Genomic DNA, 25,931 nt, shown 5'->3' on the forward strand with positions numbered 1-25,931 from the left:
ATGACTGACCTATTTGATTTAGAACATATATGGCATCCCTATACTTCGATGTTAAATCCATTGCCAACCTTTAAAGTCAAACGTGCTTATGGCGCAACCATCGAACTAGAAGATGGTCGAACTTTGGTTGATGGCATGTCGTCATGGTGGTGTGCGATTCATGGTTATAACCATCCTGAACTGAACCAAGCAGTTACAGATCAATTGCAAAACATGGCGCATATTATGTTTGGAGGTCTGACCCATGACCCTGCAATTGAATTAGGCAAATTACTATTAAAAATTACGCCGCCGAGTTTAGATAAAATTTTCTATGCAGATTCAGGTTCAGTTGCTGTAGAAGTGGCCTTAAAAATGGCAGTTCAATATTGGGCGGCATTGAATCAACCTGAGAAAACTAATTTGATTACCACGCGTTCTGGCTATCATGGCGATACATGGAATGCGATGTCGGTATGTGATCCAGTCACAGGAATGCATCAAATTTTTGGTACAAGTTTACCGAATCGAATTTTTGTACCCGCGCCACAAAGTCGCTTTGATGCAGAATGGGACCCACAAGATATTCAGCAACTCAAACAGCAGATTGAGCAGCATCATGACACTATTGCTGCACTGATTATAGAGCCGATTGTACAGGGTGCAGGCGGAATGCGTTTTTATCATCCTGAATATTTACGTCAGGCCAAGGCGTTATGTGAGCAGTACAATTTGTTGTTGATCTTTGATGAGATTGCCACGGGTTTTGGACGTACAGGCAAAATGTTTGCATGGGAACATGCCCAAGTAGAGCCAGATATCATGTGTATTGGTAAGGGCTTAACAGGCGGTTATATGACACTGTCTGCGACTTTAACGACTAAGCAAGTGGCTGAAACCATTAGTCGTGGTGAAGCAGGTGTGTTTATGCATGGCCCGACTTTTATGGCAAATCCATTGGCTTGTGCAGTTGCGTTAAGAAGTACTCAACTGTTGGTGGAACAGGATTGGCAAGCCAATATTCAACGAATTGAAAAGATTCTGGCTGAACAGTTAACCGATTTAGCCCAACTTGACCACGTTGCGGATGTACGGGTTTTAGGTGCGATTGGCGTGGTTGAATTAAGATCTAATGTCGACATGAAAACCTTACAGCAACAGTTTGTTGAACGGGGTATTTGGGTACGACCATTTGGAAAATTGGTCTATGTGATGCCGCCGTACGTGATCACGGATGATGAACTCCATTATTTATTGGCACAGATGAGTGAAGTGGTAAAAAATATGCAAGGAGTAAATGCCAATGTCCTTGCTTGATCATTATGCCGAGCAGCTTGACCAGCTCAAACAACAAGGGAATTTCCGTCAATTTACTTCAAATCAACAGCAGGGAAAATGGATTACCATTCAAGATCGAACAATGTTGAATTTGGCATCCAATGATTATTTGGGCTTAGCCGCTGATTTAAGTTTAAGAGAAGAATTTCTCGATACGCTGAAAGTTGAACGAGCGCTCTTTAGTTCATCTTCGTCACGCTTGCTCACGGGTAATTTTGCAGAATATGAACAATTTGAAAATATCCTAAGCATAGCCTTTGGTCGTGCTGCCTTACTGTTCAATAGTGGCTATCACATGAATATCGGTATTTTGCCTGCATTATGTGATAGCAAAACCGTGATTTTGGCGGATAAACTAGTTCATGCCAGTATGATTGATGGTATTCGTCTATCGAATGCTCAATATGTGCGTTATCGTCATAATGATTTGCAGCATTTGGAACAGTTATTGCAAAAGTATCATCAAGATGAGCAAATTGAACGTGTCATTGTGGTGACTGAAAGTATTTTTAGTATGGATGGTGACGAGACGGATTTAGCTGCATTGGCGCAGTTAAAACAACGTTATGTCAAAACCATGTTGTATGTCGATGAAGCACATGCGATTGGGGTTAGGGGGGAGCAAGGTCTAGGCTGTGCTGAGCAATATGGTGTATTGGATCAGATCGATTTTCTTGTTGGGACTTTTGGTAAAGCGATTGCCTCAATTGGCGGTTATATTATTTGTGATTCAATCATCCGTGACTATCTGATCAATAAAATGCGTCCACTTATTTTTAGTACAGCTTTGCCTCCAATCTCGATGGCATGGTCAGATTTTATTTTTAATAAAGTATTGAGCATGCAGCAACAGCGTCAGCACTTGGCCGAGATCAGTCGTTATTTACAGCAAGCGGTAATTGCAAAAGGTTTTTCAAGCCCATCGAGCAGTCATATCATTCCAATTATATTGGGTGAAAGCCAAGCGGCCATTGAAAAAGCACGCTATGTACAACAACAAGGTTTTTATGCTATGCCAGTACGCCCACCAACAGTGCCACAAAATAGTTCACGCTTGCGTATTTCTTTAACTTCTTTGCTGCGAAAAAACGAATTGGAACAATTGGTGGAGTGTTTGTGAGCATCAATAAAGCACTGGTTGCCCAACGTTTTGCCAAAGCAGGGCAAAGCTATGTCGAGCATGCTGTGGTACAGAAACAGATTAGTGTACAGTTATTTGAATATCTTAAACAATATTGTCCACAGTCTTTGCCATCCGTACTTGAAATCGGTTGCGGTTCAGGCAATTTAACGCATTTATTTCATACTCATTTTCAGTTTGATCAATTATTTTTAAATGATCTTTATGAGGATGTAGATCAGCATTTTTCAAATTTTAAATCCCCTCACTTGCGAAGTGATACTTCTCACCCTTTTATTAAGGGGAGACCTAAGGTTGATTGGTTGATCGGTGATATTGAGCAGCTTAAATTACCATCTGGATTAGATGCGGTGATTTCGAGTTCCGCTTTGCAATGGATGACTGATCTACCTGCATTATTACAACGAATTTATGATGCTTTAAAACCGAAAGGCTATTTGGGTTTCTCTACATTTGGTGAAAACAATTTAATTGAAATCAAGCAACTGACAGGACAAGGTTTAAATTATTATTCCAGTGAAGTATTGAAACAGAAACTTGAAGAGAGTGGCTTTGAGATTGTGTTTATACAAGAAGAGCAAAAACATCTATATTTTGATGATCCTAAATTAGTTCTGCATCATCTAAAAGCGACAGGTGTAACAGCAACATCGAAATCGCATCGCTGGACGAAACAATCCTTGCAGCAATTTTATTCAGATTATCAACAGTTTTATGATGAGCAGGGTTTTCGCCTGACTTATCATCCGATTTATGTGATCGCGCGGAGAGCAGCATGAGTGCAGCAATTTATTTTGTCAGTGGTATTGATACTGAAATTGGTAAAACTTATGCCACAGGTTATCTCGCCAAACTTTGGACCGAACAGGGACAGCGTGTCATTACTCAGAAGTTGGTACAAACTGGCAATGTAGATATCTCGGAAGATATTGAAAAACACCGTGAAATTATGGGAATGGGTTGGTTTCAGGAAGATCATGAAAAGCTGACCATGCCTGAGATTTTTACTTATCCTGCCTCACCGCATTTAGCCACACGTTTGGATGGACGTGATCTGGATTTTGCCAAGATCGAAGCAGCGACCAAAGAATTGGCGCAGCGATTTGAGGTGGTGCTATTGGAGGGTGCTGGTGGATTGATGGTGCCTTTAACCACAGAATTGTTGACCATTGATTATATCGCTCAGCATCAATTTCCTGTGATTTTGGTGACTTCAGGACGTTTGGGCAGTATTAATCATACTTTATTGAGTTTAGAGGCATTAAAGCAGCGTGGTTTGAGTTTGCATGCTTTGGTATATAACTTAAAAGATGAATCGAAAGATCCACTTATTTCTAAAGATACAGCGGATTATTTAAAGGCTTATTTGGCAAAGCATTTTCCTGATGCTCAATGGATTGATTTGGAAAAGTTTAATTAACTTAAATTTTGCTTAGAATAAATACTAACTTATTGAAATAATTGTCTAGCTTCTTTAACGGAGTCATACTCCGTTAAAGCCAAATTTAGGTTAAACCTGCAGTTCGCCCTACTTTGGTTTCGCCCAAAGTAGGCAAAGGCATTGTCATCCACAAAACCTGTTCTCTTTTGGGTTTTGTTTTTATTATTTCGCAGAAACAATATATTGCAAAATTCACTCAGGTTGTGGATGACGTTTCCGAGTATCATATTTCATGTGAGAATTTCTGTTAAATAAAAGCAAGGTCAAGAATGAACAAGAATAAGAAATTAGTTTTATCCATTTTATGTGGGTTCTTCATAACAGTTTCAGTATCTCACGCTGCTGTACCTCCAGATAAAACCATTATCAGTTGGATCACTAATTTACAAGATTCAAATGCCAATCCTCCTCAAGCCATTCAGATTGATTCGACCGAAGCCGTAAAACTGATCTCAGGAGAAGAAGCCTATTTATCGGGTGTGAGTTTTGAAAATGCAGGACGTAATTTTTGGGCTGGTTATGTATTAACTCGTCCAAAATTAAAACAATCTCGAATTTTAAAGGAGTTTGGTGGCCAATCGAATAGCTTTAAAGTGCATTCAACCGTTTATAAAGGCAAACCGATTCAACTGATCGAAATTGAAAGTGCAGGTTCAGGACAAGGGACAGTCGAGTCGAGTAAAAGCTTGGTTTATTTCAATCAATGGACGAGTAAACTGATTACAGAGGTCGAAGAATCTTCTTATGGTGGGCGCTATGATGAAAAGTTAGGAGAAGAAGATTGTCGCACAGGGCGGGAAAATTCAGGCTATTTAAATGTGATGCCTTATTCACCTTATGTGATTCGAACGACAGTAACCGGAGATGCATGTAATAACAAACCACAAGGCTATAAGGTGAGCAGTAAGCTTATTCCTGTTGTCATCAATGAAATAAAATAAAAAAAGCTAACAAGCGAACTTGTTAGCGCAGGAGTAAAATTGTAGTTATCTGATTAATTTTTTGTTTTTATTATTTAGTTATTACTGACGATACCGATTTTGGTTACATTGCTCTGTTGAGCGAGTGCCATCACCATCGCGATATTCTTATATTCAGCTTGAGCATCAGGTTTAAACTTGATCTGATCCTGATCAGCTTTTTGCGCAACAGATTCAAACAAAACCTTCAACGCTTGGCGATCAGCAACAGCTTGATCATTCCAAAAAATATGCCCTTGCGCATCAACCCGTAAATTGATGGTTTCAGGTGGCTTCTGATCTGTTGGCGGTGGTGGTGTGCCATTTGGCAAATTAATGTTAATGGCGTTGTTTGGAATTGGGATGGTGATAATGAACATAATCAGCAGCACCAACATGACATCAATCAGCGGTGTCATGTTGACGTCAAGCATCACATCTTCTTCATTTTTCGAACCCACATTCATACCCATGTGTGATTCTCCTATTATGGTGTAGAAGCAGGGGGAGTCGTAACAAAAGCGATTTTGCCAATCCCTGCTTGCTGTGTTGTGCTGATCACCTGATCTATCGCTTCATAATGTGTCTGTTGATCGCCACGAATATGAACCTCAGGCTGCGGATGTTTTTGCGCTTCAGCTTGTAAACGGGCAAGTAACGTTTCTTTATTTGCAACGTGTTGTTCATTCCAGAAAATATCCCCCGTTTTATTGACGGAAAGCTGGATATTTTGTGGTGTGGTGGCATAAGGTGTATTTTTTTCTTCAGGTAGTTTTACTGGAACAGTGTGTGTGACCACTGGAACTGTGATTAAAAAGATAATCAGCAGCACCAGCATGATGTCGACGAGTGGAGTCGTGTTAATCGTCCCGATGACATCATCATCACTTTGATCTGAATTAATCATCATGCCCATAATGGTGTTCCTTATTTAGAATCACGGTTTGGGTGATTACTGTTTAAGTCACCGCTGAGTAATACGGCATGTAAGTCAGAGCCAAATGAACGGACATTATCCATGACTGCTTTATTACGACGAGTTAACCAGTTATAACCAAGTACGGCAGGAACAGCCACAGCAAGTCCAATTGCAGTCATGATTAATGCTTCACCCACAGGACCTGCGACTTTATCAATTGATGCTTGGCCTGAAATACCAATCGCGGTGAGCGCGTGATAAATCCCCCAAACTGTTCCAAATAAGCCGACAAATGGTGCGGTTGAACCCACAGTGGCAAGGAAGGCTAGACCATTGCTTAAGTGACTTTGCACTTTTTCGATTGCACGTTGGATTGAGATCGTCACCCATGTGTTGAAATCAATACGCTCTAATAATGTGCCATCATGATGTTTGGTTGAACGAATGCCTTTTTCAGCAATATAACGGTAGCTGCTATTGCTATTTAAACTTTCTGCAGCGCTATTTAAAGACTCCGCTTCCCAGAAATGGCGTTCAGCTTCTGTGCCATGGCGTTTAATTTTACTTTGTTGGAACACTTTCGACAGAATGATGTACCACGTTCCAATCGACATTAGTACCAAGATAAATAATGTTGATTTTGCGACCAAGTCACCTTCGCGCCAAAGGGCTTCTAAGCCATAAGGGTTATGTACTTTCTCAACAGTTGCAGGTAAGGGGGGCGGTGTTGGTACGGCTTGTGCTGCGGCATCAGTCGCTACCGTCGTTACGGCTGTGGTTTGCGTGGTTTCATCCGCCCACACGCTTGCAACTGGAAGTAAAGTCGTACCTGCGATGAGGCCAATTGCTGCGATTCGAGAAATACGTTTTGCTGTGTTTGTCATCTTTAAATTCTCCAAAAATTTGTTTATTCAATATATTTAATTAGGAAATCGTGAATGGATATTCGATCTCGTACCATTCTTGTTGTGGTACACCGTCTTTCATTGCTGCTTTAAAAGTACACAGGCTATACGCTTTAATAGCCGCCTTATCTAAGCTTTTACTGCCGCTTGATTTCTTGACTTTTGAGTCAATCACTTTGCCTGAACCATCAACCAACACACGAATACGCACTGTACCTTCTTCTTCATTCATCAAGGCTTCACGAGGGTATTCTGGTTTCTGACATCCCGCTTCTCCTTCGGAAACCCCACGTGAAATACCAGCAGGTTTTGCAGGTGCTGGGGTAGCAGTATTTGCAACTGGTGCGGCAACAGGGCTAGGACTTGGAGAAGCTGCTGTGACAGGTGCGGGCGTTGTCACTGAAGTTTTAGTCGGTTGTGTAGGTGCTGGTTTTTGCACAGGTGTAACTTTCTCGACCTGTTTAGGTGGATCAGGCATCTTGGCCACTTTTTCGACCATTTTCGGTGGCTCGGGTGGCTTTTCTTTGGGTTTTGGTTCCTCTGGTTTTGGAGGTGGTTTGATGTCCTGAATAATCTGTAGTTCTACAGGTTTGTCGACGGGCTTGCTAAATTCTGTCGCTAAACTTGTCATCAGAATATAGGCGATAATGAGATGTAGAAATAACACCAGACCAATACCAACAAGGCGTTTGGCAGATTGATTTTCACTCTCAGAAAAAGGGATGCCCATAAATACTCCTGAAATTGTAATCATGGATTCATCGTCGTTTGGAGGAAGGGATCAATTAAAAATTGATACTAACCGCTTTAATTTTTGATGAATCAGAGGATTACGGTGAACCACTACAACAGAAGGAACATCATGTCGTAGTGGCGAAACACATTAAAATTTATAAGTACCGCGGGCGAAGTAAGTTCGACCTGTTACATCACCAAAACGTGGGTCATAGCCATACTGGAAATTCTCCAAGGTGTTAGATGCTGCTGGTTCTTCATCAAAGATATTTTTAATACCGAGTGTTAAATCCAGATTTTTGAAACCACGGTATGTGCCCGAAACGTTATAAAGGGTATAGTCACTGACACGATGATTCTTATAACCGTCATCAAGATTTTCTGAGTTTTGATCTTTATAGCCGCGTGTGAATTGCTGTTGGAAGTTGAGTGACCAGTCTTCATAGCTCCAGTTAAGATTTGCGACATGCTTCCAACGAATGGTTGGTCCATCATCCTTGTAAACACCTAAACTGCTGATCCACTCACCATTTTTTTCATTTTGATATTCGTATTTGGTGACATAGGTTCCATCAATTCCAAAGCCAAAACGACCAGTTGATGTGACAGGAGTTAAATAGTTCAGGCTGACATCAAAACCTTGGGTTTTTAAATTGCCCATGTTCTGCATAGTTGTAATGATATAGTCGATTGAACCATCTGCTTTACGAACAAATTTGTCTTTATATTTATCTGGGCTTTCAAAAATGGTCGATGCTTCAAGTGCCGAGATTTGATTTTTAACTTCGAGATTGTAGTAATCTAGAGAGAACACAAGGTTTTTGATTGGTTCAAGTACAAAACCTGCTGTGATCGACGTCGATTTTTCAGGCTCTAACTCTTTGTTACCACCTTGCATACGATCAAACTGCTGATCACAGTCACGAGCCTGACTACCATCAGGGGTAGCTTTGCCCCCTGGACATAAAATTGGGTCACTGTTACTTGGTGATAAAGTTCGACTATTGGTTTTATTGATTTCATATAAGGTTGGTGCGCGGAAGCCTGTACTATATGAAGTACGGAACATTAGTTGTTTAAGTGGTTCCCAACGTAAAGCAATTTTTGGATTAAAGGTATCACCGACATCACTATAATTGTCGTAGCGCGCTGCAATTTGTGCTTCTAACGTTTTATGTAATGGGATTTGTAGTTCGGTAAATACAGATGAAATATCGCGCTTGCCTTCCTGATGTGGATTGTTTGGATCAGTCCCAAGACTTGGTAAACGAGCAGCGAGATCTGAGTTTACAGTAGAATCCCACTTGTCATGGCGGAAACTGCCACCAAATGCGAAACCTACATCACCAGCAGGTAAGGTATAAATTGGTCGGCTTGCAGTAAAATCGACTGTACTCGATTCTAATTTTGCTTTGTTATAATCTCCTGAAAGTGAGAGTTTGTTCCAAAGATTTGGATCATCTCCAGCCGCCTGTGGCCCAAATGGATTAAGTTGGCCAGCATCTAAAGCGGATTGCACAGCAGCTTTATCTAAATATCCACTGCTTGCTGTCTCGGTGACGGCACTGCGTGCATAGCTGACACCTGTATTGATATCCCAACCATATGCTTCACCTTCAAGACCTGCAAAAACTCGATGAGATTCATTCTCGGTATCACTGATGCGATTGCCGGCTTGTGAGCGGAGTGAGAGTAGAAGTGGTTCACCACTGAGACCAGCAACAGTGGGTACGAAACCATTCCCAGGATAATATTTACTATTCTTGCTAAGGCTCACTTTATTATTGCCGTTATAGACATCGGGAGCGACTGAGGTTGAAACCTTATTATTGGCATAAACATATTCACCAATGGCATTGAAGTTATCATTTAGCTTCAGTGTTAAACGGCCCATTGCCGAAATATCTTCTGTTTTCGGTACGATTCCAATCAGGTTTTGGGTGTTTAATAGGCAAATTTTATCAAGCGCTTCAGTACCTGCATAACCTCCACAGCCCGTTGCTGCATAAGGATTTCCACTGGCTCCATTTTTAGAATCAACGAAATTGGCAGGGAAAGAGGCTGAACTTCGTGCATCAAGACCAAGTTCGGGAATCAGGCTGCCTTTTGCACTAACCTTTCTATCTTTAGCCATGATGTCATTGCCATGGCGATAATCAACCACACCAAATACATTAAAACCATTATCTTCAAGGTCACCATAACCACCAAAAATACTGAAGTCTTGGGTATCACCACCTTTGTGTTCAGGTTGAGTAAGACCACCACTGATATTTAGTCCAGTGAATTGTTTTTTGGTGATGAAGTTAATAACCCCACCAATTGCATCCGTACCATAAATTGCAGAAGCACCATCACGGACGATTTCGATACGTTCTAGCATAGCAAGGGGAATGATATTTAAATTAGTCACACCACTATCAAATGCACTTGCAGCCAAACGGCGACCATTGAGTAAAATCAAAGTCTTATTTTCACCAACGCCTCGTAAATTGGCTGTTGCTCCTGCTGTGCCAGAACGCCCGACGTTTTGTGAAGTAACAAAACCAGCTTGGTTGGCAGTAATTTTGGTCAGTGCTTCTTCTGTCGTAGTCACCCCTTGTTTCAGAATCTCGTCTACTTTGACAATGGTAATGGGAGACGCGCTCTGGGCTGCAACGCCTTTGATGGATGAACCTGTAACAGCAACTTTTACGACTTTGGCTGCTTTTTCCTCGGAAGGCGATTCGGCCTCAGCAGCATGAGCTATGGTTAAACACAGCATACTTAAACTGAGCGTACTGAGTTTAAGTATGGTTTTGCTCGCTTTTGGCAGAGCAGTTGGTTGAGCGAAGTTGGCTTTTTTCATTGATTATTTAACCCCTAAATGGATTGCCACTCTAAAAATTCAATAAATCCGTTTTAGCAAGAGCTGTGCCAAACCCTATTTTTAGATTTCGCTTAATGTAGAATAAAATGTGTAAAAGTGTTTTAGTTTTTATATATAAGCTTTTCATATTTTTACTAAATATTAAAAATATTGAAGTAATTCTAAATGTGGATTGGTTAACATAAAGTTCCAAATGAAGTATGGTTTTATAATGCATTAAAATGAATCATAAAATTTTATTTTTGCTTTTTTGTGGTGCAAATCATATTTTATTGTTATAAAACAAATGTTTTATTATTTTTATTTCATTGAAATGGAAAATAATATATAAAAATATGATTTGGCATAAAGTTACTTTTATTTAAGATGCGTGAAAACTAGATCTGCTAATAATACGTTTTGATTAAAAATTAAACATAATTTTTTTATTTGAAAAGTGGCATGAAATTAGCAAGGTAATTTTCGATCTTTAAGGGGTTTTTCTTTTAACTTAATTTTTCCAACTGGTAAAAATCATTAAATAAATGATTTTTTAATAAAAAGTTGGAATGAGACACGCTGAAAGGGAAATGGTTGTAGTGTTGAATGCTATGCAAAAGTCTAGTATTTATTAAAAAACGATGATGTGAGCACTGATTTGAAGTCAACTTTTTTTACGGTCACTGTATTATCAACCGTTATTGCATTTATGCCGATGGGGTATGCAAAAACACCTGCTCAGGCAGATAAAGTACTCCGTGTTGCTTTTGAAGCCCCAGATGATGGTTTTGATATGGTTAAAACTTTTAATTTTTACAGCGGAAATGTCGCCGATGTAATTTTTGAAAGATTGCTTCAATACGATTATCTCGCTAACCCAGTAAAATTGGTTCCATCTACAGCAGAAAGCCTACCTGTGATTGAAAAAAATGGTCAGGTTTATATATTTAAAATAAAGCCAGGGATTTATTTTACCGATGATCCTGCATTTAAAGGTAAACGCAGAGAGCTGGTTGCAGAGGATTATGTCTATTCCATTAAGCGGATATTAGATCCTAAAAATCATGCCTCAGCATTTTCTTTTATTGATAATAAAATTGTTGGTGCAAATGCACTGGTGGACCAAGCCAAAAAAACGGGCACATTTAACTATGATGCCAAGATTGAAGGTGTAAAAGCATTAGATAAATATACAATTCAATTTAAGCTGACCCAACCTGATTATAATTTTCCTTATATTCTTGCCTATAGCACATTTGGAGCGACGGCTAGAGAAGTGGTTGAATATTATAAAGATCAGTTAGGCATGCATCCTGTGGGAACAGGGCCTTATATGCTGAGCAAATATGTACCCCGCAGCAAGATCGAATTAGTTGCAAATCCTGATTATCGCGGTTTTGTCTGGAATTTTAAATCGACAGGCACGGCGTGGGATAACCTGCTAGTTAAAGAAATGAGTGGCAAGAAAATGCCGCAAATTGGCAAAGTCAATATCAGCATTATCGAAGAAGAACAATCACGTTGGCTCGCTTTTCAGTCCAAACAACTGGATTTTGATAAGGTCACTTCAAGTGCAATTCCTAAAGTGCTTGATCAAAATAATCAGTTAAAAGCAGAAATGCAAAAGCAGGGTATACGTTTGTATGCCAATAAAGAGGCAGAGATCACCTATTCAATGTTGAATATGCGTGATCCTGTTGTTGGTGGGAATAGCCTAGATAAAATTGCGTTAAGACGTGCCATCGCCATGTCTTTTAATGTCAATGAATATATTCGTATCTTAAGAAAAGGCCAGGCGGTTAAGGCTGAAATGCTGGTACCTGCAGGCATTAATGGTCATAACCCGAATTATCGCAGTAGCATTGGTTACAATCCTGTTTTAGCCAATAAATTACTGGATCATTTCGGCTATAAAAAAGGCCCAGATGGCTATCGTAATCTGCCCAATGGCAAGCCTTTAACCTTAAAAATAAATACCGAGAGTGGTACAGCTTCCGTGATGTATTCTGAATTGTGGAAGAAAAATCTAGATGCAATCGGGATTCGGGCAGACTTTAAAGTCAGTAATTTTGCCGATAACTTAAAAGCCGCAACCCAGTGTCAATACATGATGTGGAGTGGAGCATGGCATGCGGATTATCCAGAGGGTGAAAATTTCACCCAGTTGCTTTATGGTCCGAATGTTGGTCGTGGTAATCAATCCTGTTATCAGACAGCTGCTTATGACAATTTATATAAACAGGCGATGCAGCAAGCCCCTGAAAAACGTATGCCATTCTATGAAAAAATGAGTCGCCAAATTGAAGCAGATGGAACGTGGATTTTACAAGATACACGGATTCGGAATTGGTTGATTCAACCTGAGGTGCAGGGATTTAAAGCTCATCCAATTATGAATACCAACTGGCAATACTTAGATATTGTTTCACCAAATCAAAAATAAGTGATGTGTTTATGATGAAGCAAAATTTTAAACTTTCGATGCAACGGACTAGTCTGGCGCTGTTATTGGGGACAACATTAAGTCTAGGGGTAACGATTACAGAAGCGAAAAGCCCTGCCGATCCAAAAAAAGTGTTACGTTATGCTTTTCCCGTGGCTGAGACTGGATTTGATCCTGTCGCAGTACAAGATTTATATTCAGCACATATTTTGTATTCAGTGTTTGAAACGTTATATACCTATGACTATCTAGCTTCACCCGCAAAACTCGTTCCAAATACGGCGGTGGCTTTGCCAGAAGTAAGTACCGATGGTTTGACCTATACCATTCGAATAAAAAAAGGGATTTATTTCAGCCCTGATCCTGTATTTAAAGGCAAAGCGAGAGAATTAATCGCAGCAGACTATGCCTATTCTTTTAAACGATTGCTCGATCCAAATCTACATTCACCCAACAGTTGGTTGTTTGAGGGACGTATCTCAGGAATAGATAGTGCTATCCAGCAAGCAACGAAAAATGGAAAATTTAATTACGATCAGCCGATTGCAGGGCTACAAACACCTGATCGTTATACCTTGGTGATTCGATTAAAAGAACCAAACTATAATTTCCCAATGTTGCTTGCACATCAGCCAACAGGTGCAGTCGCTCGCGAAGTGGTTGAACATTATCGTGATCAAGCAGGCTATGTGATGGGACATCCTGTGGGAACAGGGCCTTATGTTCTCGCACAATGGACACCAGGCTCGCGTATTATTTTGAAAGCTAATCCTGATTATCGCGGTTACACATGGAATTTTAAAGCGACCAATCCTGAAGATCAGAAAATCGTACAGCAAATGCAAGGCAAAAAAATGCCGCAGATTGGTGTGGTCGATATTCAGGTGATTGAAGAATCACAGTCAGGATGGTTATCGTTCCAAAAAGATGGGCTAGATATATTTACTTTAGATGGTGAATTACCTGCACAAGCTTTAAAAGACGGTCAATTAAAGCCAGAGTTAGCAAAAAAAGGAATTCAACTTTCACGTATTGCTGACCCTTCAATTGATTACTTGTATTGGAATATACAAAACCCTGTGGTCGGTGGCGTGAGTAAAGAGAAAATTGCTTTGCGCCGTGCAATGGCGATGGCAATCTCTAAAGAGAAATTTATCAGCATTTTAGCGAAAGGGAACGCCAAAAAATTAGAATCGCCGATTCCTTATGGTGTCGCGGGGCATGATCCCAATTATAAAAGCAGCATTCCGTATTCCGTCAAAGCAGCAAATTTATTACTTGATCGTTATAACTACAAAGTGGGCAAAGATGGTTGGCGGATGTTGCCGAATGGCAAGCCACTGGTGATTGAATTTATGCCATCCAGTAGCAGTGCGCGAAGTATGCAGATGGCTGAACTTCTAAAGAAGGAATTAGCCAATATTAAAGTCAATATGGTTTCTAAACCTGTGCCTTTTGCAGAAGGTTTAAAGGCTGAAAAACAATGTAAAACCATGTTTAAAGCTTCTGCTTGGATTGCAGACTATCCTGATGCAGACAACTTTGTGCAGTTGTTTTATGGCAACAATATTCATGCCACCAACCATACTTGTTTTAAATTGCCAGAATATGATCGTTTATATGAACAGTCTTTGAAACTTGCTGATGGTTCTGAACGGAATTTGTTATATCGCAAAATGTCACGGTTGTTAGAGTTTTATGCGCCTGTACAATTCATGTCGACCCGTTACCGTACTGTCGTAGCCCAACCTCGAGTGATTGGTTATAAAAAACACCCAATTCTGCCCGCAGAGTGGATGTACATCGATATTCAACAAAACAAACCATAGTGTCGAAAGAAGGTTCGTGAGAAACCTAAACAATATATGAATGAAATTAAATTGGAGAGAAATAATAATGGCGAAGAACATGTTGAAACAATCGACGCTGGGTCTGTTATCGCTGATGATTACGGGATTAAGCCAAGGTGTATGGGCAGAGAATACAACTGCGACTTTACCTATTTTTAAATTGAATGACAGTGCAGAATGGTGTGATGCGAATTTACAAAAGTTACAACAGCGTATTTCTCAATTAGAAAGCCAATTCATTCAACCGCAATCGACAGCTGCACCCGTTCTAGCTGAATGGGATCAATTGATGGCAAGTTTTGAGGACTTTTCTGGGCCAATTAGCTTATATAGCAACGTGGATCCCGATGCGAAATTTCGTAAGGCTGCTGATGATTGTGAAGTAAAAATCAATCAGTTGCAGACTGAAATTTATCAGAACCCAAAATTGTATCAACGGATTAAAAATACCCAAACGACAGATCCAATTGATCGTAAATATCGTCAAGATATTCTTGATCAATTTGAAGATACAGGCGTGCAGCTTGCACCTGAAAAAAGAACACGTTTAAAACATATATTGGATGAGCTCACCAAACTTTCGCAAGAGTTCTCTCGTAATGTCCGCGACAATCCTGAAAAATTAGAATTCACGCCAGTCGAATTAAAGGGACTACCTGAAAGTTATATTTCAGGCTTAAAGAAAAATGATAAAGGCAATTATTTATTGGGTTTTGAATATCCTGAATATCAACCTTTTATGGAACTTTCAGACAGTGATGATGCAAAAAAACGTTATCAAACGGCATTTACACGTCGTGGTACAGAAAAGAATTTAGTCCTCCTTAAACAGATTATCGACTTACGTTATGAATTGGCACAGCTATTTGGTCAGCCTAGCTATGCCGATTGGGCTTTAAAAAAACGCATGGCGAAAACACCAAAAACAGTGAATAACTTCTTAGCAGATATTCATAAAGTCGTGGCACCTTTAGAGCAAAAAGAGGTACAGGAGTTACGTACGTTTAAAGCAAAAACCTTAAATATTTCTTTGGATAAAGCTGAAATTAACCGTTGGAATGTCGGGTATTGGAGCGAAAAACTCCGTAAAGATAAGTACCAAATTGACCAAGAAAAACTGCGTGATTATTTCCCAACACTCGCCGCACAGAAATGGTTATTTGCAATTTCTGAGAATTTGTATGGTATTCAGTTTAAAGCCGCTAAAGTGGATACATGGCAACAAGAAGTCGAATATTACGATGTTGTAGACCAAAAAACAGGTGAGATATTGGGTAGCTTATATATGGATAAGTTCCCACGTGAAGGTAAATATGGTCATGCAGCAGTATGGGGCGTATATGGGGGCAGTACGCTGAGTAAACGTAAACCAATCTCAGTATTAGTGACCAATTTTAATCGTAAAGGTTTAAACAGCAATGAGCTTGAAACTTTTGTGCATGAGTTTGGTCATGCTTTACATGGAATTTTGTCAAAAACCCGCTATTCAGGTCAGTCAGGAACATCAGTAGAGCATGATTTTGTTGAAGCGCCATCGCAAATGTATGAAGAATGGGCGCGCCGTAAAGAGACTTTATCCAAAGTGGCTGACTACTGTGATCCTGCTTGTCCGAGAGTGGATGATGCACTGATTGCACGATTAAAAGCTGTGCATAATTATGGACGTGGATTAGGGTATGCACGCCAAACGCTTTATGCACAATATGATATGGCATTGCATGGCGCTGATGCACTCAAAGTACAGCCGATGGATGTCTGGAAAAAAATGGAATCCGCAACCGCTCTAGGCTATGTGCCGAATACTGAATTTCCTGGGCAGTTTGGACATCTGATGGGCTATCAAGCGGGCTATTATGGTTATATGTGGTCTGAAGTATTGGCTCTGGATATGTTGTCTGCTTTCGGTGATAACTTGAATAATCCAGAAGTGGGTCAGCGTTACCGCCAAACGATTTTATCTCAAGGCAGCCAAAAAAATGCAGCGCAATTGGTCAAAGACTTCTTAGGTAGAGAACCAGATAACAAAGCTTTCTTTAGTGAAATTACAGGTCAACGGGTCAAATAAGGATTTACCATTATGCTTGCTTATGTCGTGCGTAGACTATGGCAAATGATCCCGACCATGTTGGGTGTCATTTTGCTGATTTTCTTCTTGTTTAACTGGGTGGGGGGCGATCCTGCATATATTTTGGCAGGAAAAATGTCCAACCCCGAGCAAATTGAAAACATCCGTAAACAATTGGGCGTTGATCAGCCCTATTATGTGCAATTATGGATTTTTATTGAACAGATTCTGACTTTCGATTATGGTGCGAGCTGGAGTACGGGAGAGCCTGTATCACAGATTATTCTGACCCGTTTAGGGCCTTCACTGACTTTATTGATTCCACTGACGATTTTACAAACAGTGATTTCAATTATCCTTGCTTTAGCGGTTGCTTCAGTTCGTGGATCACTGACAGATCGCATGGTGATGATGTTATGTACCATCGGCATGTCGATCAGTATTTTAGTGTATATCATCGTGTTCCAGTATGTGTTGGCATACCAACTCAGTTGGTTCCCCGTACAGGGCTGGAGTGATCAGTTTAGTCAAAACTTATTCCAATATTCTTTGCTACCTATCTTAATCATGTTGGTGGTGAGCATTGCCCCAACACTACGTTTATATCGAAGCTTCGTCCTAGATGAAATTAACCAAGATTATGTGCGGACTGCGCGTGCCAAAGGTGTGGGGGAGTCTCGGGTACTGAGTGTGCATGTTTTGCGTAATGCATCGATTCCAATTGTCACTGAAGTAATGGCTAGTCTGCCTGCCTTATTGATTGGTGCTTTCTTGATTGAACGTTTCTTTGGTATTCCAGGCATCGGACGTGAAATTATTATTGCGGTTGAACGCAGTGATTTTCCTGTGATTAAAGCCATCACCGTATATATCGCTGCGGTCACCATGATTTTTAACTTGATCGCCGATCTGATTTATAAGCTCCTCGATCCTCGCGTACAGTTGAAATAGGAGGATGACAATGCTCAGTACAATTTTTAAAGGCAAATCCTCATCAAGTGAATCTCCTGCATCAGAAGGACTCTGGCATTTGGCCTTGAATCGATTGAAATCAGATCGAATCGCCGTGGTTTCTTTCTTGGTGGTGTTGTTTTATTTCATCTTGCTCGCATTATCGATGACAGGCGTAATTGCCTCAAATTGGAATAAAGAAGTGGCTGTCAGTTATGCGCCACCGACATTTTTAGGAGTGGATGCCGAGTCTGATCAAATTAAGGTAAATACTGAAAGCGCAGCAACTTTACCCGAAAATCCAGTCGATCCATTGAAAGATGTAATCCAACAGCTCAATGCGGAAATTCAGGCTGAGCAACAAAGCAGTTCTGCGATTGATCGCTATGGCATGATTGATCCTTTAGCAGAGGATATGCTGCAAATTGATCAACAGCTTGGTGGGCATCTACTCGATCAAAAACAAGAGTTAAAAACCACGTTGCCTTTTGGTGCAGATAAGTGGGGACAAGATGTTTTGCTCAAAACTATTAAAGGTGCTGAAACCTCAATTCTGGTCGGTTTGTTATCGGCTTTATTGGCGGTGGTGATTGGTACTTTTCTTGGCGCGATTGCAGGTTATTTTGGCGGTTGGATTGATGATGTACTGAACTGGTTCTATAACATTTTCACTTCGATTCCTTATCTGCTATTAGTGCTCGCGATCGCTGCGGTACTCCAACAAAAAGGAATTTTGTCAATTGTTTTGATTTTAGGTCTAACGGGTTGGACTGGGGTATTTCGTTTGGTTCGTGCTGAATATATGAAGCACAAATCGCGTGAATATGTGCTTGCCGCAAAAGCCATTGGTGTTAGCCATTTACGCCGTATGTTTGTGCATATTTTTCCGAATGTCAGTCATATCGCGTTGGTTCAAATTTCGATTCTGGTGGTGTCATTCATTAAATCTGAAGTGATTCTGAGCTTCCTTGGTTTTGGTGTTCCTGTTGGTGTGGTGTCATGGGGCAGTATGTTGAATGAAGCACAAAGTGAATTGATTTTAGGCAAATGGTGGCAACTGGCTGCTGCATCGATTGCAATGGCTATTCTGGTCACAGCATTCTCCATGTTTACTGATGCATTGCGTGATGCTTTAGATCCTAAGTTGAAATAGCGGAGAGAAAAATATGCAACATCAAAATGAAACACTGCTATTACAAGTAGACGATCTTCAGATCAGCTTTAAAGGCGAAAATAAACAATGGATCGAAACTGTTAAAGGCATTTCATTTTCAATTCCAAAAAATAAAACTGTGGCACTGGTTGGTGAGTCGGGCAGTGGTAAGTCTGTGACTTCATTGGCGGTGATGGGTTTATTACCGAAAGGACAAAGTCAAATTGCAGCGCAAAGTCGTATTACTTTTGAGGGTAAGGATTTACTGAATTTATCTGCAAAAGAAATTCGGAAAATCTGTGGTAAGGAAATTGCCATGATTTTCCAAGAGCCGATGTCCTCGTTGAATCCTGTCTTTACAGTGGGAGATCAAATTGCCGAAGTGCTGTGCATTCATTTGGGCATGGGACGCAAGCAAGCCAGAATACGAGTGCTTGAGTTACTTCGAGAAGTCGGTATCCCTGCACCTGAAACAAAAATAGATGCTTATCCAAGCCAGCTTTCTGGTGGTCAGCAGCAAAGGGTTATGATTGCGATGGCAATCGCCTGTGAACCAAAATTATTGATTGCGGATGAACCGACCACGGCATTAGATGTCACCATTCAAAAGCAGATCATTGATTTATTAGAATCCTTACGTCAACGTCATCAGATGTCGATGCTGTTTATTACCCATGATCTAGCACTGGTTGGCGAAATTGCTGATGAAGTGATCGTGATGCGTCATGGTGAAATCCGTGAATGTGGCGCTGTTGAACAAGTGCTGGAACAGCCGAAAGATGTGTATACCCGTGCTTTGTTGCATTGCCGACCACAACTTTCAACACGTCCATACCGTTTACCTGTGACCAGTGATTTTATGAAGCAGGACGAAAATGGACAACTGATTGAAGCAACCCATTTGTCCGAATTAAATCTGAAACAGCGTGTCCGTGGTTTGTCTGGTGATGAGCCGATTGTGCTTGATGTTAAAGATCTGAAAAAGTCGTTTTATAGCCGTAAAGGTTTATGGGGGCGAGAGGAATTTCAGGCCGTAAAAGGCGTGTCCTTCCAACTGGCTAAAGGCAAAACCCTTGGTCTCGTTGGCGAGTCAGGTTCAGGTAAAACCACGATTGGTTTATTGCTGATGCGTTTACATGAGGCGACAGGCGGACAAGCCTTGATTGGTGGAAAAGATATTCTTGCCATGACTGAGAAAGAATTTTCACGGTATCAGCGTAAGATTCAAATTATTTTCCAGAACCCTTATGCTTCACTCAATCCACGCTTTACCATCGGGCAGATTTTATTGGAGCCAATGCGAATTCATGGTATTGGTCAAAATGATGTCGAGCGTAAAAAGATGGCATTGGAACTGTTAGAACGAGTCAGTTTGCCTGCGCAAGCCTATGATCGTTATCCACATGAATTTTCAGGTGGTCAGCGACAACGGATTGCCATCGCACGCTGTCTGACTTTAAAACCTGAGATTTTGATCTGTGATGAATCCGTTTCTGCTTTGGATGTTTCGGTGCAGGCGCAAGTTTTGAATTTATTGCAGGACCTACAGGATGAATTTGGTTTGAGTTATATCTTTATTTCGCATGATTTATCTGTAGTGAAATATATTTCTGATCAGGTGATGGTGATGAATCATGGGGAATTGGTTGAAATTGCCAATTCAGATGAGTTGTATTTACATCCACAACATGAATATACCAAGAAACTGCTGAATGCCATTCCGCAGGGAGTAAGCCATCATCATTAAAATTCAAGCATAAAAAAACGCTCTAATCAGAGCGTTTTTTCATTTTAAAGCCAAGAATTAGAACTTCTTAAAGCCTTTATTAAAACCAATGGTTTTACGACCATTGTTATTGTTGCCATTACCGCTTGGACGTTGCTGTTGCTGTGATTGATTTTGCTCATCGTCACGGCGTTGTTGACGTAAATAACCACCACGACGTGCAGTCAATGGTTTTTCTGCCATTTTTTCAGTACGACGTTTTGCCATACCAAATAAGCCAGTACCTTGACGTGGTTTTAATTCCACTGATTTCGCTAAGTTGTCGATATCAGTTTTATCTAATTCCATCCAACGACCTGTACGTAATTCACGTGGCAAAATGACAGTGCCATAACGGGTACGTAACAAGCGACTTACTTTTAAGCTTTGTGATTCAAAGATACGACGTACTTCGCGATTACGACCTTCTTTAACCACAACTTGATACCAACGGTTGATACCTTCACCGCCAATTTCAGAGAATGATTCAAATTTCGCTGGACCATCTTCGAGTTCTACACCTTTCAGCATGTTATTGCGAATTTGTGGCGTGACTTCACCCATCACACGAACGGCATATTCACGCTCAACTTCATTTGAAGGATGCATCAAACGATTCGCAAGTTCACCATCATTCGTGAATAACAATAAACCAGTACTGTTAATATCCAGACGCCCTACCATCACCCAACGATCATTGGCGATTTGTGGTAAATGATCAAATACAGTTGGACGTTTCTCAGGATCATTGCGTGAGCAAATTTCACCCTCTGGTTTATAGTAAATGAGAACACGGCGGCGAATTTCATCTTCAATCTGAAACTGAACTTTACGACCATCGATACGGAGTTCATCTGTAGGTTCAATACGTTCACCCACTTGAGCAATTTTCCCATTGATACTAACGCGACCAGCAGCAATGACTTCCTCCATATAGCGACGTGAGCCTAACCCGACTCTCGCTAAAACCTTTTGTAATTTTTCACTCATGACAGCACAACCTTAGACATAATGATCAACAGTTCACCTCTCAAGACTTCGGTGCATGTGCATCGAGTGTCATGAATGCTTCCTTGGCGTTCTGCAGGGGAGGCAATTGACCTAGCGAAGCTAAACCAAATGCATTTAAAAATTGGGGCGTTGTGACTAACAACGCAGGTCTTCCAGGTAGATCTCTAAAACCAGATTCTTTGATCCAGTTCCAGTCAAATAAGTTTCTCAAGATCTGACTATTATTCGATACACCACGAATCTGTTCAATATCAGCACGTGTAACAGGCTGATGGTATGCAATCACTGCGACTGTTTCGAGTAGCGAGGGCGATAATTTAGTTGGGCGTTCTGGCCAAACCTGCGCAATAATATTGCGATACTTTGCTCGCACCTGAAAACGGAACCCTTGAGCCGTCTCAATTAACTCAATTGAACGGCCATGTTGCAACATCGCAAGTTGCTGCAAAAAATGACGTAATTGTTGTTTATTATATTGGTTTTGAAATGCTTCTTTTAGTCGTGCAAGTGAAACTGGTGAGTCACTAGCGAACAAAATTGCTTCAATCTGTAATAAGACATCGTGATGAATATCTTCAAGTGACATTTCTTCATTGGTGTCAAATGGATCTAAACTCATGCTGCAATGCCTTGAACTGTTAAAGGAGCTTCGACACCTGTATGGATGATTTGAATTTTTTGCTGGCGCGTGAGTTCAAGCACTGCCATAAAAGTCACCACCATGCCCATACGACCTTGCATAGGATTTAATAATTCTATAAAACTTAATGCTTGACCTGATGCAAGTTGGCTTTCAATAAATGCTATGCGTTCTTCGAGCAGTACTGGTTCCTGAGCAACAATATGTGTGATCGGTTCTGGACGATTAAACACACAAAATAGTGCATCACGTAAGGCATCAACATCATAACCTTCATAAATTGGAGCAATATGTCCAATACTTACATTGGCACTAAAAGTATCTCTTTCAAAGATTGGCATTTGCCCCAATCGTTCAGCTGCTTGCTTAATACGGAGGTATGTTTCTAAACGATCAATCAATTCTTGTTTAGGATCTTTTTCAAATTGATCCAAAACTTTTGGCTTGGGTAGAAGTAAGCGTGATTTTAAGTCAGCAAGTAATGCAGCCATCACCATATAATCCGCTGTTAACTCAATATTGAGTGATTTCATACTATCCATATAGGATAAATACTGGGTTGCAATTGGTGAAATATCTAACTGTAAAAGATCAAAGCCATTTTTCTGAATCAAATAAATCAGAAAGTCTAATGGTCCTTCAAATTGCTCCAGTAAAATTTCAAATGCAGCAGGTGGTATATATAAATCTTCAGGTATGACTTCTTGCCACTCGTCAAGCACACGAATGGAAGGAATTAATTCCAAGGTCGAAGGAAGAATTTGATTCATTACCGTTTATAAGCCACGCGAATTTTCAAAAGCATGAAAGGATGATTTTTTTGTGTTCAAGAAAGTGACACATGCTACAAGCAAGCCTATTCTAATCGAAATCCTTCATTTAATAAATTACTCACTTACAAAAACCTTAAAGTTCTCAGGGTATTTTCTATACTTATGCAAGCGAATATGGATGATATAAAAATCTTATGCTTAAATCTGCCATTAAACATCATATTTCTAAACTATAAGTCACCATGAAAAATTATTTAAAAACACAACAGAATCAGTTCGGACAAACGATAGGCTTTTCGCTTGAAGAAAATGTGACAACTTCACCCGTGCATGGAAAATTATTTGGGCAATACGTTCAGTTGATTGATGTAGCAGATGGAATTACGAATCAGGTCGCAGAACAGTTATGGGAAGCTGTATCCACAGAACCCGATGAGCAATGCTGGACTTATCTGCCATATTCTGCCCCACATAGCCAACATAGTTTAAAAGATTCATTAGACAACTTATTCGGCTTTAAAGATTCCACTCACTTTCTAATTCAAGTTGCTGAAGAGATACAAGGTTGGGTTGCTTTGTTAAATCCGAGGCTTGGGCATGGCGTGATTGAGATTGGTAATGTTTATTTTTCACATAAAATGAAAAAATCAAAGGCATCAACTGAAACAATTTTTTTACTGCTAGAACAATGTTTTGCACAAGGTTTTAGACGTATTGAATGGAAATGTGATGATTGTAATGCGCCTTCTAAAGCTGCTGCTTTACGCTTCGGTTTTCAGTATGAAGGCTTATTTCGCCAAGATCGGATCATAAAAGGACGAAATCGAAATACTGTATGGTTTTCAATTATTGATGAAGAATGGTTAGACTTGGAGAAAACCTATCAGCAATGGCTGAGTCCTGATAATTTTGATGCGCAGGGTTTTCAGAAACAACGTCTGTCAGAATTTTTTATCGACTAAAGATCAGTGCTTACTCAAAAGCACTGACATCACCCAAACCACGACGGACAACTACAGGATTTTCTCCTGATAAATCTACAATACTCGTAGTCGATAAAGTGCCAAAACCACTATCAATAAACACGTCAATTCGTTTGGCCAGTTGATTTTCAATATCATAAGGATCATCAAGCGGATCTTTTTGATCAGGCAAGATCAATGTACTGGTTAATAACGGTTCACCAAGTTCTTGTAATAAAGCTTGTGCAACAGGATTACTTGGAATGCGCAGACCAATTGTTTTTTTCTTTGGGTGCATTAAGCGCTTTGGCACTTCACTGGTGGCAGGTAAAATAAATGTAGTAATAGCAGGGGTATTGGCTTTTAACAGTCTGTACATCGCATTATCGACTTTTGCATAAGTTGCAATATCCGATAAATCACAACACATAATGGCATATTGATGTTTAGGACCTAAGCCACGAATTTGAGCTATTCGCTCCATCGCGCTTTTATTTCCGATTTGACAACCAATCGCATAGGCTGCATCAGTTGGATAAACCACCACATCACCCGCACGAATACGTTCAACGGCTTGTGTGATTAAGCGAGCCTGTGGATTTTCAGGATGAATATGTAAATGTAACATTATTATTGTAACTCCCTGATCTTTATGGCTGAATTAAGTATGAAACTTGTTCTAGTAAAGATGCAAGTCTTAGATGTGTTAATTTTGTCATTCAATCAAGTAATTCACGTTTAAATTCATTTAGTTGTAATGGTAAGCCATTACGGGTACAAACACAGATATAGTGAATAAAAAGTGCAGCATCTCGTGGTAAAGTGGCTTCACCTGAAAAATAACGTTGTACTTGAGCAAAAACATTATCTTTAAATTGTGTCCCATTGCCGCTATCACCCGTTAGGTTATCTAAAGAGACACGAAACTTTCGACCAAAGGCTGTTGCAAATAACCATTCAATGGCTTGAGGCTTAATTTCAACTTGTTCAAATAAAGCTTGCTGTTCTGCAGTACGACCATCGGGTGCATACCAATAACCTAAATCAGGTAAAAGGCGACGTTTTTCACCTGAAATACTCCAATGACTAATTTCATGTAAGGCACTGTTAAAGAAACCATGTGCAAATTGGATTTTTGCAGGTTGTTGATTTATCGCTGGGAAATATTCTGGTTCAAAATCACCTTTAACAAGCGTGACATTATGGTGGGAAAACCAATCATTAAAGTGTAAAATAAGCCAATCAACCTGTTCTGGTTCTGTTGTTAACTCTTGCCAAGATGAGCGTTGCACTTGATCTGGTGTTAACATAGGAGCATTGATTGAATGGGGGCTAACAAGTGATGAAGTTGTTACTTCAAGTTGCGGCTGCAACAGATGCATTGCTGTGTTACCACGAGTTCTGTCTAAAGAAGTGCAAAATTGTATCTTAATCTTTGACAGAGTACCGATGAATTTGTAGAATTGCCGCCTTAATTATGTCAGCAAATACTTTTCCAAGCCAAATCGAGCCATTTAAATGGGCTGAACAGGGCTATACATGGTCAGGAACACTGCCATTGTCTCGCTTTGCTCGTATTGCTCGAGAAGCTGTTGGTTCAATTGATGATCAATTGATCAACATAGACTGTAAGCTATCAATGGATGCCTATCATCGCATTGTATGGTTAGATGGACATATTGATACTAAAGTTCCAATGGAATGCCAACGTTGTTTGGGACCTGTTGAAATTGAATTAGTCTCAGAATTTCATTTAGCTTTAATTGATGATGAGTCACTGATAGAGCGATTGGATGAGGATGCTGATTTCATCGTTTTAGGTGAAAGTGAATCGTCGAAAAAAGGGAGTATTGATACACCTGCTTCGATTGATTTACTCGCATTACTAGAAGATGAATTGTTATTGTTGATGCCTTTGTCTCCCAAACATGATGTTTGTGAGCATAAACATCAACCTGTCGTTCAGGACGTTGTCGAAGAAAAACGGGATAATCCGTTTGATGTTTTGGCAAGTTTGAAAGGCAAACTTAACTCATAACACAAATTGTGTTAT

At 40.2% G+C, this 25,931-nt stretch carries 23 protein-coding genes; 13 read left to right on the forward strand and 10 right to left on the reverse strand.

Annotation, left to right across the window (positions count from 1 at the left end; genetic code table 11):
- The 5 genes from bioA (at nt 1) to ACN19N_RS03515 (ending at nt 4,840) form a co-directional block, all read left to right on the forward strand.
- A complete protein-coding gene (gene bioA, locus ACN19N_RS03495) occupies nt 1-1,296 on the forward strand; it encodes an adenosylmethionine--8-amino-7-oxononanoate transaminase (protein ID WP_269239146.1) in 1,296 nt (431 codons plus the stop codon).
- Nucleotides 1,283-2,437, forward strand: coding sequence for an 8-amino-7-oxononanoate synthase (locus tag ACN19N_RS03500; protein ID WP_420001978.1), 1,155 nt, complete (start codon nt 1,283-1,285; stop codon nt 2,435-2,437). The genes bioA and ACN19N_RS03500 overlap by 14 nt, the downstream gene beginning before the upstream one ends.
- Entirely contained in the window at nt 2,428-3,237 is an 810-nt protein-coding gene (bioC, locus tag ACN19N_RS03505; protein WP_420001979.1) for a malonyl-ACP O-methyltransferase BioC, read from the forward strand. The genes ACN19N_RS03500 and bioC overlap by 10 nt, the downstream gene beginning before the upstream one ends.
- Nucleotides 3,234-3,878: a dethiobiotin synthase gene (gene bioD / locus ACN19N_RS03510; protein WP_420001980.1), complete on the forward strand. Its 645-nt coding sequence runs from the start codon at nt 3,234-3,236 to the stop codon at nt 3,876-3,878. Before bioC ends, bioD begins: the two co-directional genes overlap by 4 nt.
- Nucleotides 3,879-4,168: 290 nt before the next feature.
- Entirely contained in the window at nt 4,169-4,840 is a 672-nt protein-coding gene (locus ACN19N_RS03515) for a hypothetical protein (RefSeq protein ID WP_269239149.1), read from the forward strand.
- Between the two features lie 74 nt (nt 4,841-4,914).
- Here the strand turns inward: ACN19N_RS03515 and ACN19N_RS03520 are convergent, their stop codons facing one another.
- The 5 genes from ACN19N_RS03520 to ACN19N_RS03540 form a co-directional block, all read right to left on the reverse strand.
- A complete protein-coding gene (locus ACN19N_RS03520; RefSeq protein WP_420001981.1) occupies nt 4,915-5,331 on the reverse strand; it encodes an ExbD/TolR family protein in 417 nt (138 codons plus the stop codon).
- 14 nt (nt 5,332-5,345) lie between these two features.
- Nucleotides 5,346-5,774 carry an ExbD/TolR family protein gene (locus ACN19N_RS03525; RefSeq protein ID WP_269239150.1) on the reverse strand — a complete coding sequence of 143 codons (429 nt, stop codon included), beginning with the start codon at nt 5,772-5,774 and terminating at the stop codon, nt 5,346-5,348.
- An 11-nt stretch (nt 5,775-5,785) separates the two neighbouring features.
- Nucleotides 5,786-6,661 (reverse strand): MotA/TolQ/ExbB proton channel family protein, encoded by an 876-nt coding sequence (locus ACN19N_RS03530; protein WP_420001982.1) that lies wholly within the window; start codon nt 6,659-6,661, stop codon nt 5,786-5,788.
- A 40-nt stretch (nt 6,662-6,701) separates the two neighbouring features.
- Nucleotides 6,702-7,412, reverse strand: a complete 711-nt coding sequence (locus ACN19N_RS03535; RefSeq protein WP_420001983.1) for a TonB family protein — start codon at nt 7,410-7,412, stop codon at nt 6,702-6,704.
- A gap of 153 nt (nt 7,413-7,565) precedes the next feature.
- Nucleotides 7,566-10,265, reverse strand: coding sequence for a TonB-dependent receptor (locus ACN19N_RS03540; protein ID WP_420001984.1), 2,700 nt, complete (start codon nt 10,263-10,265; stop codon nt 7,566-7,568).
- A gap of 658 nt (nt 10,266-10,923) precedes the next feature.
- Between ACN19N_RS03540 and ACN19N_RS03545 the strand changes: the two genes are divergently transcribed.
- The 6 genes from ACN19N_RS03545 (at nt 10,924) to ACN19N_RS03570 (ending at nt 20,474) form a co-directional block, all read left to right on the forward strand.
- Entirely contained in the window at nt 10,924-12,708 is a 1,785-nt protein-coding gene (locus ACN19N_RS03545) for an ABC transporter substrate-binding protein (RefSeq protein ID WP_293735151.1), read from the forward strand.
- Between the two features lie 14 nt (nt 12,709-12,722).
- Entirely contained in the window at nt 12,723-14,537 is a 1,815-nt protein-coding gene (locus ACN19N_RS03550; RefSeq protein ID WP_420002353.1) for an ABC transporter substrate-binding protein, read from the forward strand.
- A gap of 67 nt (nt 14,538-14,604) precedes the next feature.
- Nucleotides 14,605-16,623 carry a M3 family metallopeptidase gene (locus tag ACN19N_RS03555; protein ID WP_420001985.1) on the forward strand — a complete coding sequence of 673 codons (2,019 nt, stop codon included), beginning with the start codon at nt 14,605-14,607 and terminating at the stop codon, nt 16,621-16,623.
- Nucleotides 16,624-16,635: 12 nt separating this feature from the next.
- Complete coding sequence (locus tag ACN19N_RS03560; protein WP_293735153.1) at nt 16,636-17,574, forward strand: ABC transporter permease; 939 nt, start codon at nt 16,636-16,638, stop codon at nt 17,572-17,574.
- A gap of 10 nt (nt 17,575-17,584) precedes the next feature.
- On the forward strand, nt 17,585-18,727 hold the full coding sequence (locus ACN19N_RS03565) for an ABC transporter permease (protein WP_420001986.1): 1,143 nt from the start codon (nt 17,585-17,587) through the stop codon (nt 18,725-18,727).
- Nucleotides 18,728-18,740: 13 nt separating this feature from the next.
- Nucleotides 18,741-20,474 carry an ABC transporter ATP-binding protein gene (locus ACN19N_RS03570; RefSeq protein WP_269229735.1) on the forward strand — a complete coding sequence of 578 codons (1,734 nt, stop codon included), beginning with the start codon at nt 18,741-18,743 and terminating at the stop codon, nt 20,472-20,474.
- 57 nt (nt 20,475-20,531) lie between these two features.
- Here the strand turns inward: ACN19N_RS03570 and rluB are convergent, their stop codons facing one another.
- The 3 genes from rluB to ACN19N_RS03585 are packed head-to-tail and all read right to left on the reverse strand — an operon-like array spanning nt 20,532 to nt 22,913.
- Nucleotides 20,532-21,482, reverse strand: a complete 951-nt coding sequence (gene rluB / locus ACN19N_RS03575; protein ID WP_269229736.1) for a 23S rRNA pseudouridine(2605) synthase RluB — start codon at nt 21,480-21,482, stop codon at nt 20,532-20,534.
- A gap of 40 nt (nt 21,483-21,522) precedes the next feature.
- On the reverse strand, nt 21,523-22,122 hold the full coding sequence (gene scpB, locus ACN19N_RS03580) for an SMC-Scp complex subunit ScpB (RefSeq protein ID WP_420001987.1): 600 nt from the start codon (nt 22,120-22,122) through the stop codon (nt 21,523-21,525).
- Nucleotides 22,119-22,913 (reverse strand): segregation and condensation protein A, encoded by a 795-nt coding sequence (locus ACN19N_RS03585; RefSeq protein ID WP_269229737.1) that lies wholly within the window; start codon nt 22,911-22,913, stop codon nt 22,119-22,121. Before ACN19N_RS03585 ends, scpB begins: the two co-directional genes overlap by 4 nt.
- Nucleotides 22,914-23,158: 245 nt before the next feature.
- On the opposite strand from ACN19N_RS03585, the gene ACN19N_RS03590 reads away from it, so the two are divergent.
- Nucleotides 23,159-23,878, forward strand: coding sequence for a GNAT family N-acetyltransferase (locus tag ACN19N_RS03590; protein ID WP_420001988.1), 720 nt, complete (start codon nt 23,159-23,161; stop codon nt 23,876-23,878).
- A 10-nt stretch (nt 23,879-23,888) separates the two neighbouring features.
- Here the strand turns inward: ACN19N_RS03590 and ACN19N_RS03595 are convergent, their stop codons facing one another.
- Nucleotides 23,889-24,506 (reverse strand): L-threonylcarbamoyladenylate synthase, encoded by a 618-nt coding sequence (locus ACN19N_RS03595; protein ID WP_420001989.1) that lies wholly within the window; start codon nt 24,504-24,506, stop codon nt 23,889-23,891.
- Nucleotides 24,507-24,597: 91 nt separating this feature from the next.
- Nucleotides 24,598-25,260 (reverse strand): elongation factor P hydroxylase, encoded by a 663-nt coding sequence (locus tag ACN19N_RS03600; RefSeq protein WP_269229740.1) that lies wholly within the window; start codon nt 25,258-25,260, stop codon nt 24,598-24,600.
- A gap of 95 nt (nt 25,261-25,355) precedes the next feature.
- On the opposite strand from ACN19N_RS03600, the gene ACN19N_RS03605 reads away from it, so the two are divergent.
- On the forward strand, nt 25,356-25,916 hold the full coding sequence (locus ACN19N_RS03605) for a YceD family protein (RefSeq protein WP_269239161.1): 561 nt from the start codon (nt 25,356-25,358) through the stop codon (nt 25,914-25,916).
- The last annotated feature ends 15 nt before the right edge of the window (nt 25,917-25,931 follow it).

The organism is Acinetobacter sp. LF10 (genome assembly GCF_048585715.1).
In the GTDB taxonomy this organism is placed as follows: Bacteria; Pseudomonadota; Gammaproteobacteria; order Pseudomonadales; family Moraxellaceae; genus Acinetobacter.

Excerpts from the sequence above, each read along its gene's own strand:
- ACN19N_RS03525 (WP_269239150.1), bottom strand. The coding sequence starts at position 5,774 with ATGGGCATGATGATTAATTCAGATCAAAGTGATGATGATGTCATCGGG.
- ACN19N_RS03585 (WP_269229737.1), bottom strand. The coding sequence starts at position 22,913 with ATGAATCAAATTCTTCCTTCGACCTTGGAATTAATTCCTTCCATTCGT.
- bioD (WP_420001980.1), top strand. The coding sequence starts at position 3,234 with ATGAGTGCAGCAATTTATTTTGTCAGTGGTATTGATACTGAAATTGGT.
- ACN19N_RS03605 (WP_269239161.1), top strand. The coding sequence starts at position 25,356 with ATGTCAGCAAATACTTTTCCAAGCCAAATCGAGCCATTTAAATGGGCT.
- rluB (WP_269229736.1), bottom strand. The coding sequence starts at position 21,482 with ATGAGTGAAAAATTACAAAAGGTTTTAGCGAGAGTCGGGTTAGGCTCA.
- ACN19N_RS03550 (WP_420002353.1), top strand. The coding sequence starts at position 12,723 with ATGAAGCAAAATTTTAAACTTTCGATGCAACGGACTAGTCTGGCGCTG.
- ACN19N_RS03565 (WP_420001986.1), top strand. The coding sequence starts at position 17,585 with ATGCTCAGTACAATTTTTAAAGGCAAATCCTCATCAAGTGAATCTCCT.
- bioA (WP_269239146.1), top strand. The coding sequence starts at position 1 with ATGACTGACCTATTTGATTTAGAACATATATGGCATCCCTATACTTCG.
- scpB (WP_420001987.1), bottom strand. The coding sequence starts at position 22,122 with ATGAGTTTAGATCCATTTGACACCAATGAAGAAATGTCACTTGAAGAT.
- ACN19N_RS03590 (WP_420001988.1), top strand. The coding sequence starts at position 23,159 with ATGAAAAATTATTTAAAAACACAACAGAATCAGTTCGGACAAACGATA.
- ACN19N_RS03520 (WP_420001981.1), bottom strand. The coding sequence starts at position 5,331 with ATGGGTATGAATGTGGGTTCGAAAAATGAAGAAGATGTGATGCTTGAC.
- ACN19N_RS03555 (WP_420001985.1), top strand. The coding sequence starts at position 14,605 with ATGGCGAAGAACATGTTGAAACAATCGACGCTGGGTCTGTTATCGCTG.
- ACN19N_RS03540 (WP_420001984.1), bottom strand. The coding sequence starts at position 10,265 with ATGAAAAAAGCCAACTTCGCTCAACCAACTGCTCTGCCAAAAGCGAGC.
- ACN19N_RS03600 (WP_269229740.1), bottom strand. The coding sequence starts at position 25,260 with ATGCATCTGTTGCAGCCGCAACTTGAAGTAACAACTTCATCACTTGTT.
- ACN19N_RS03515 (WP_269239149.1), top strand. The coding sequence starts at position 4,169 with ATGAACAAGAATAAGAAATTAGTTTTATCCATTTTATGTGGGTTCTTC.
- ACN19N_RS03560 (WP_293735153.1), top strand. The coding sequence starts at position 16,636 with ATGCTTGCTTATGTCGTGCGTAGACTATGGCAAATGATCCCGACCATG.
- ACN19N_RS03530 (WP_420001982.1), bottom strand. The coding sequence starts at position 6,661 with ATGACAAACACAGCAAAACGTATTTCTCGAATCGCAGCAATTGGCCTC.
- ACN19N_RS03595 (WP_420001989.1), bottom strand. The coding sequence starts at position 24,506 with ATGTTACATTTACATATTCATCCTGAAAATCCACAGGCTCGCTTAATC.
- ACN19N_RS03500 (WP_420001978.1), top strand. The coding sequence starts at position 1,283 with ATGTCCTTGCTTGATCATTATGCCGAGCAGCTTGACCAGCTCAAACAA.
- ACN19N_RS03535 (WP_420001983.1), bottom strand. The coding sequence starts at position 7,412 with ATGGGCATCCCTTTTTCTGAGAGTGAAAATCAATCTGCCAAACGCCTT.
- ACN19N_RS03570 (WP_269229735.1), top strand. The coding sequence starts at position 18,741 with ATGCAACATCAAAATGAAACACTGCTATTACAAGTAGACGATCTTCAG.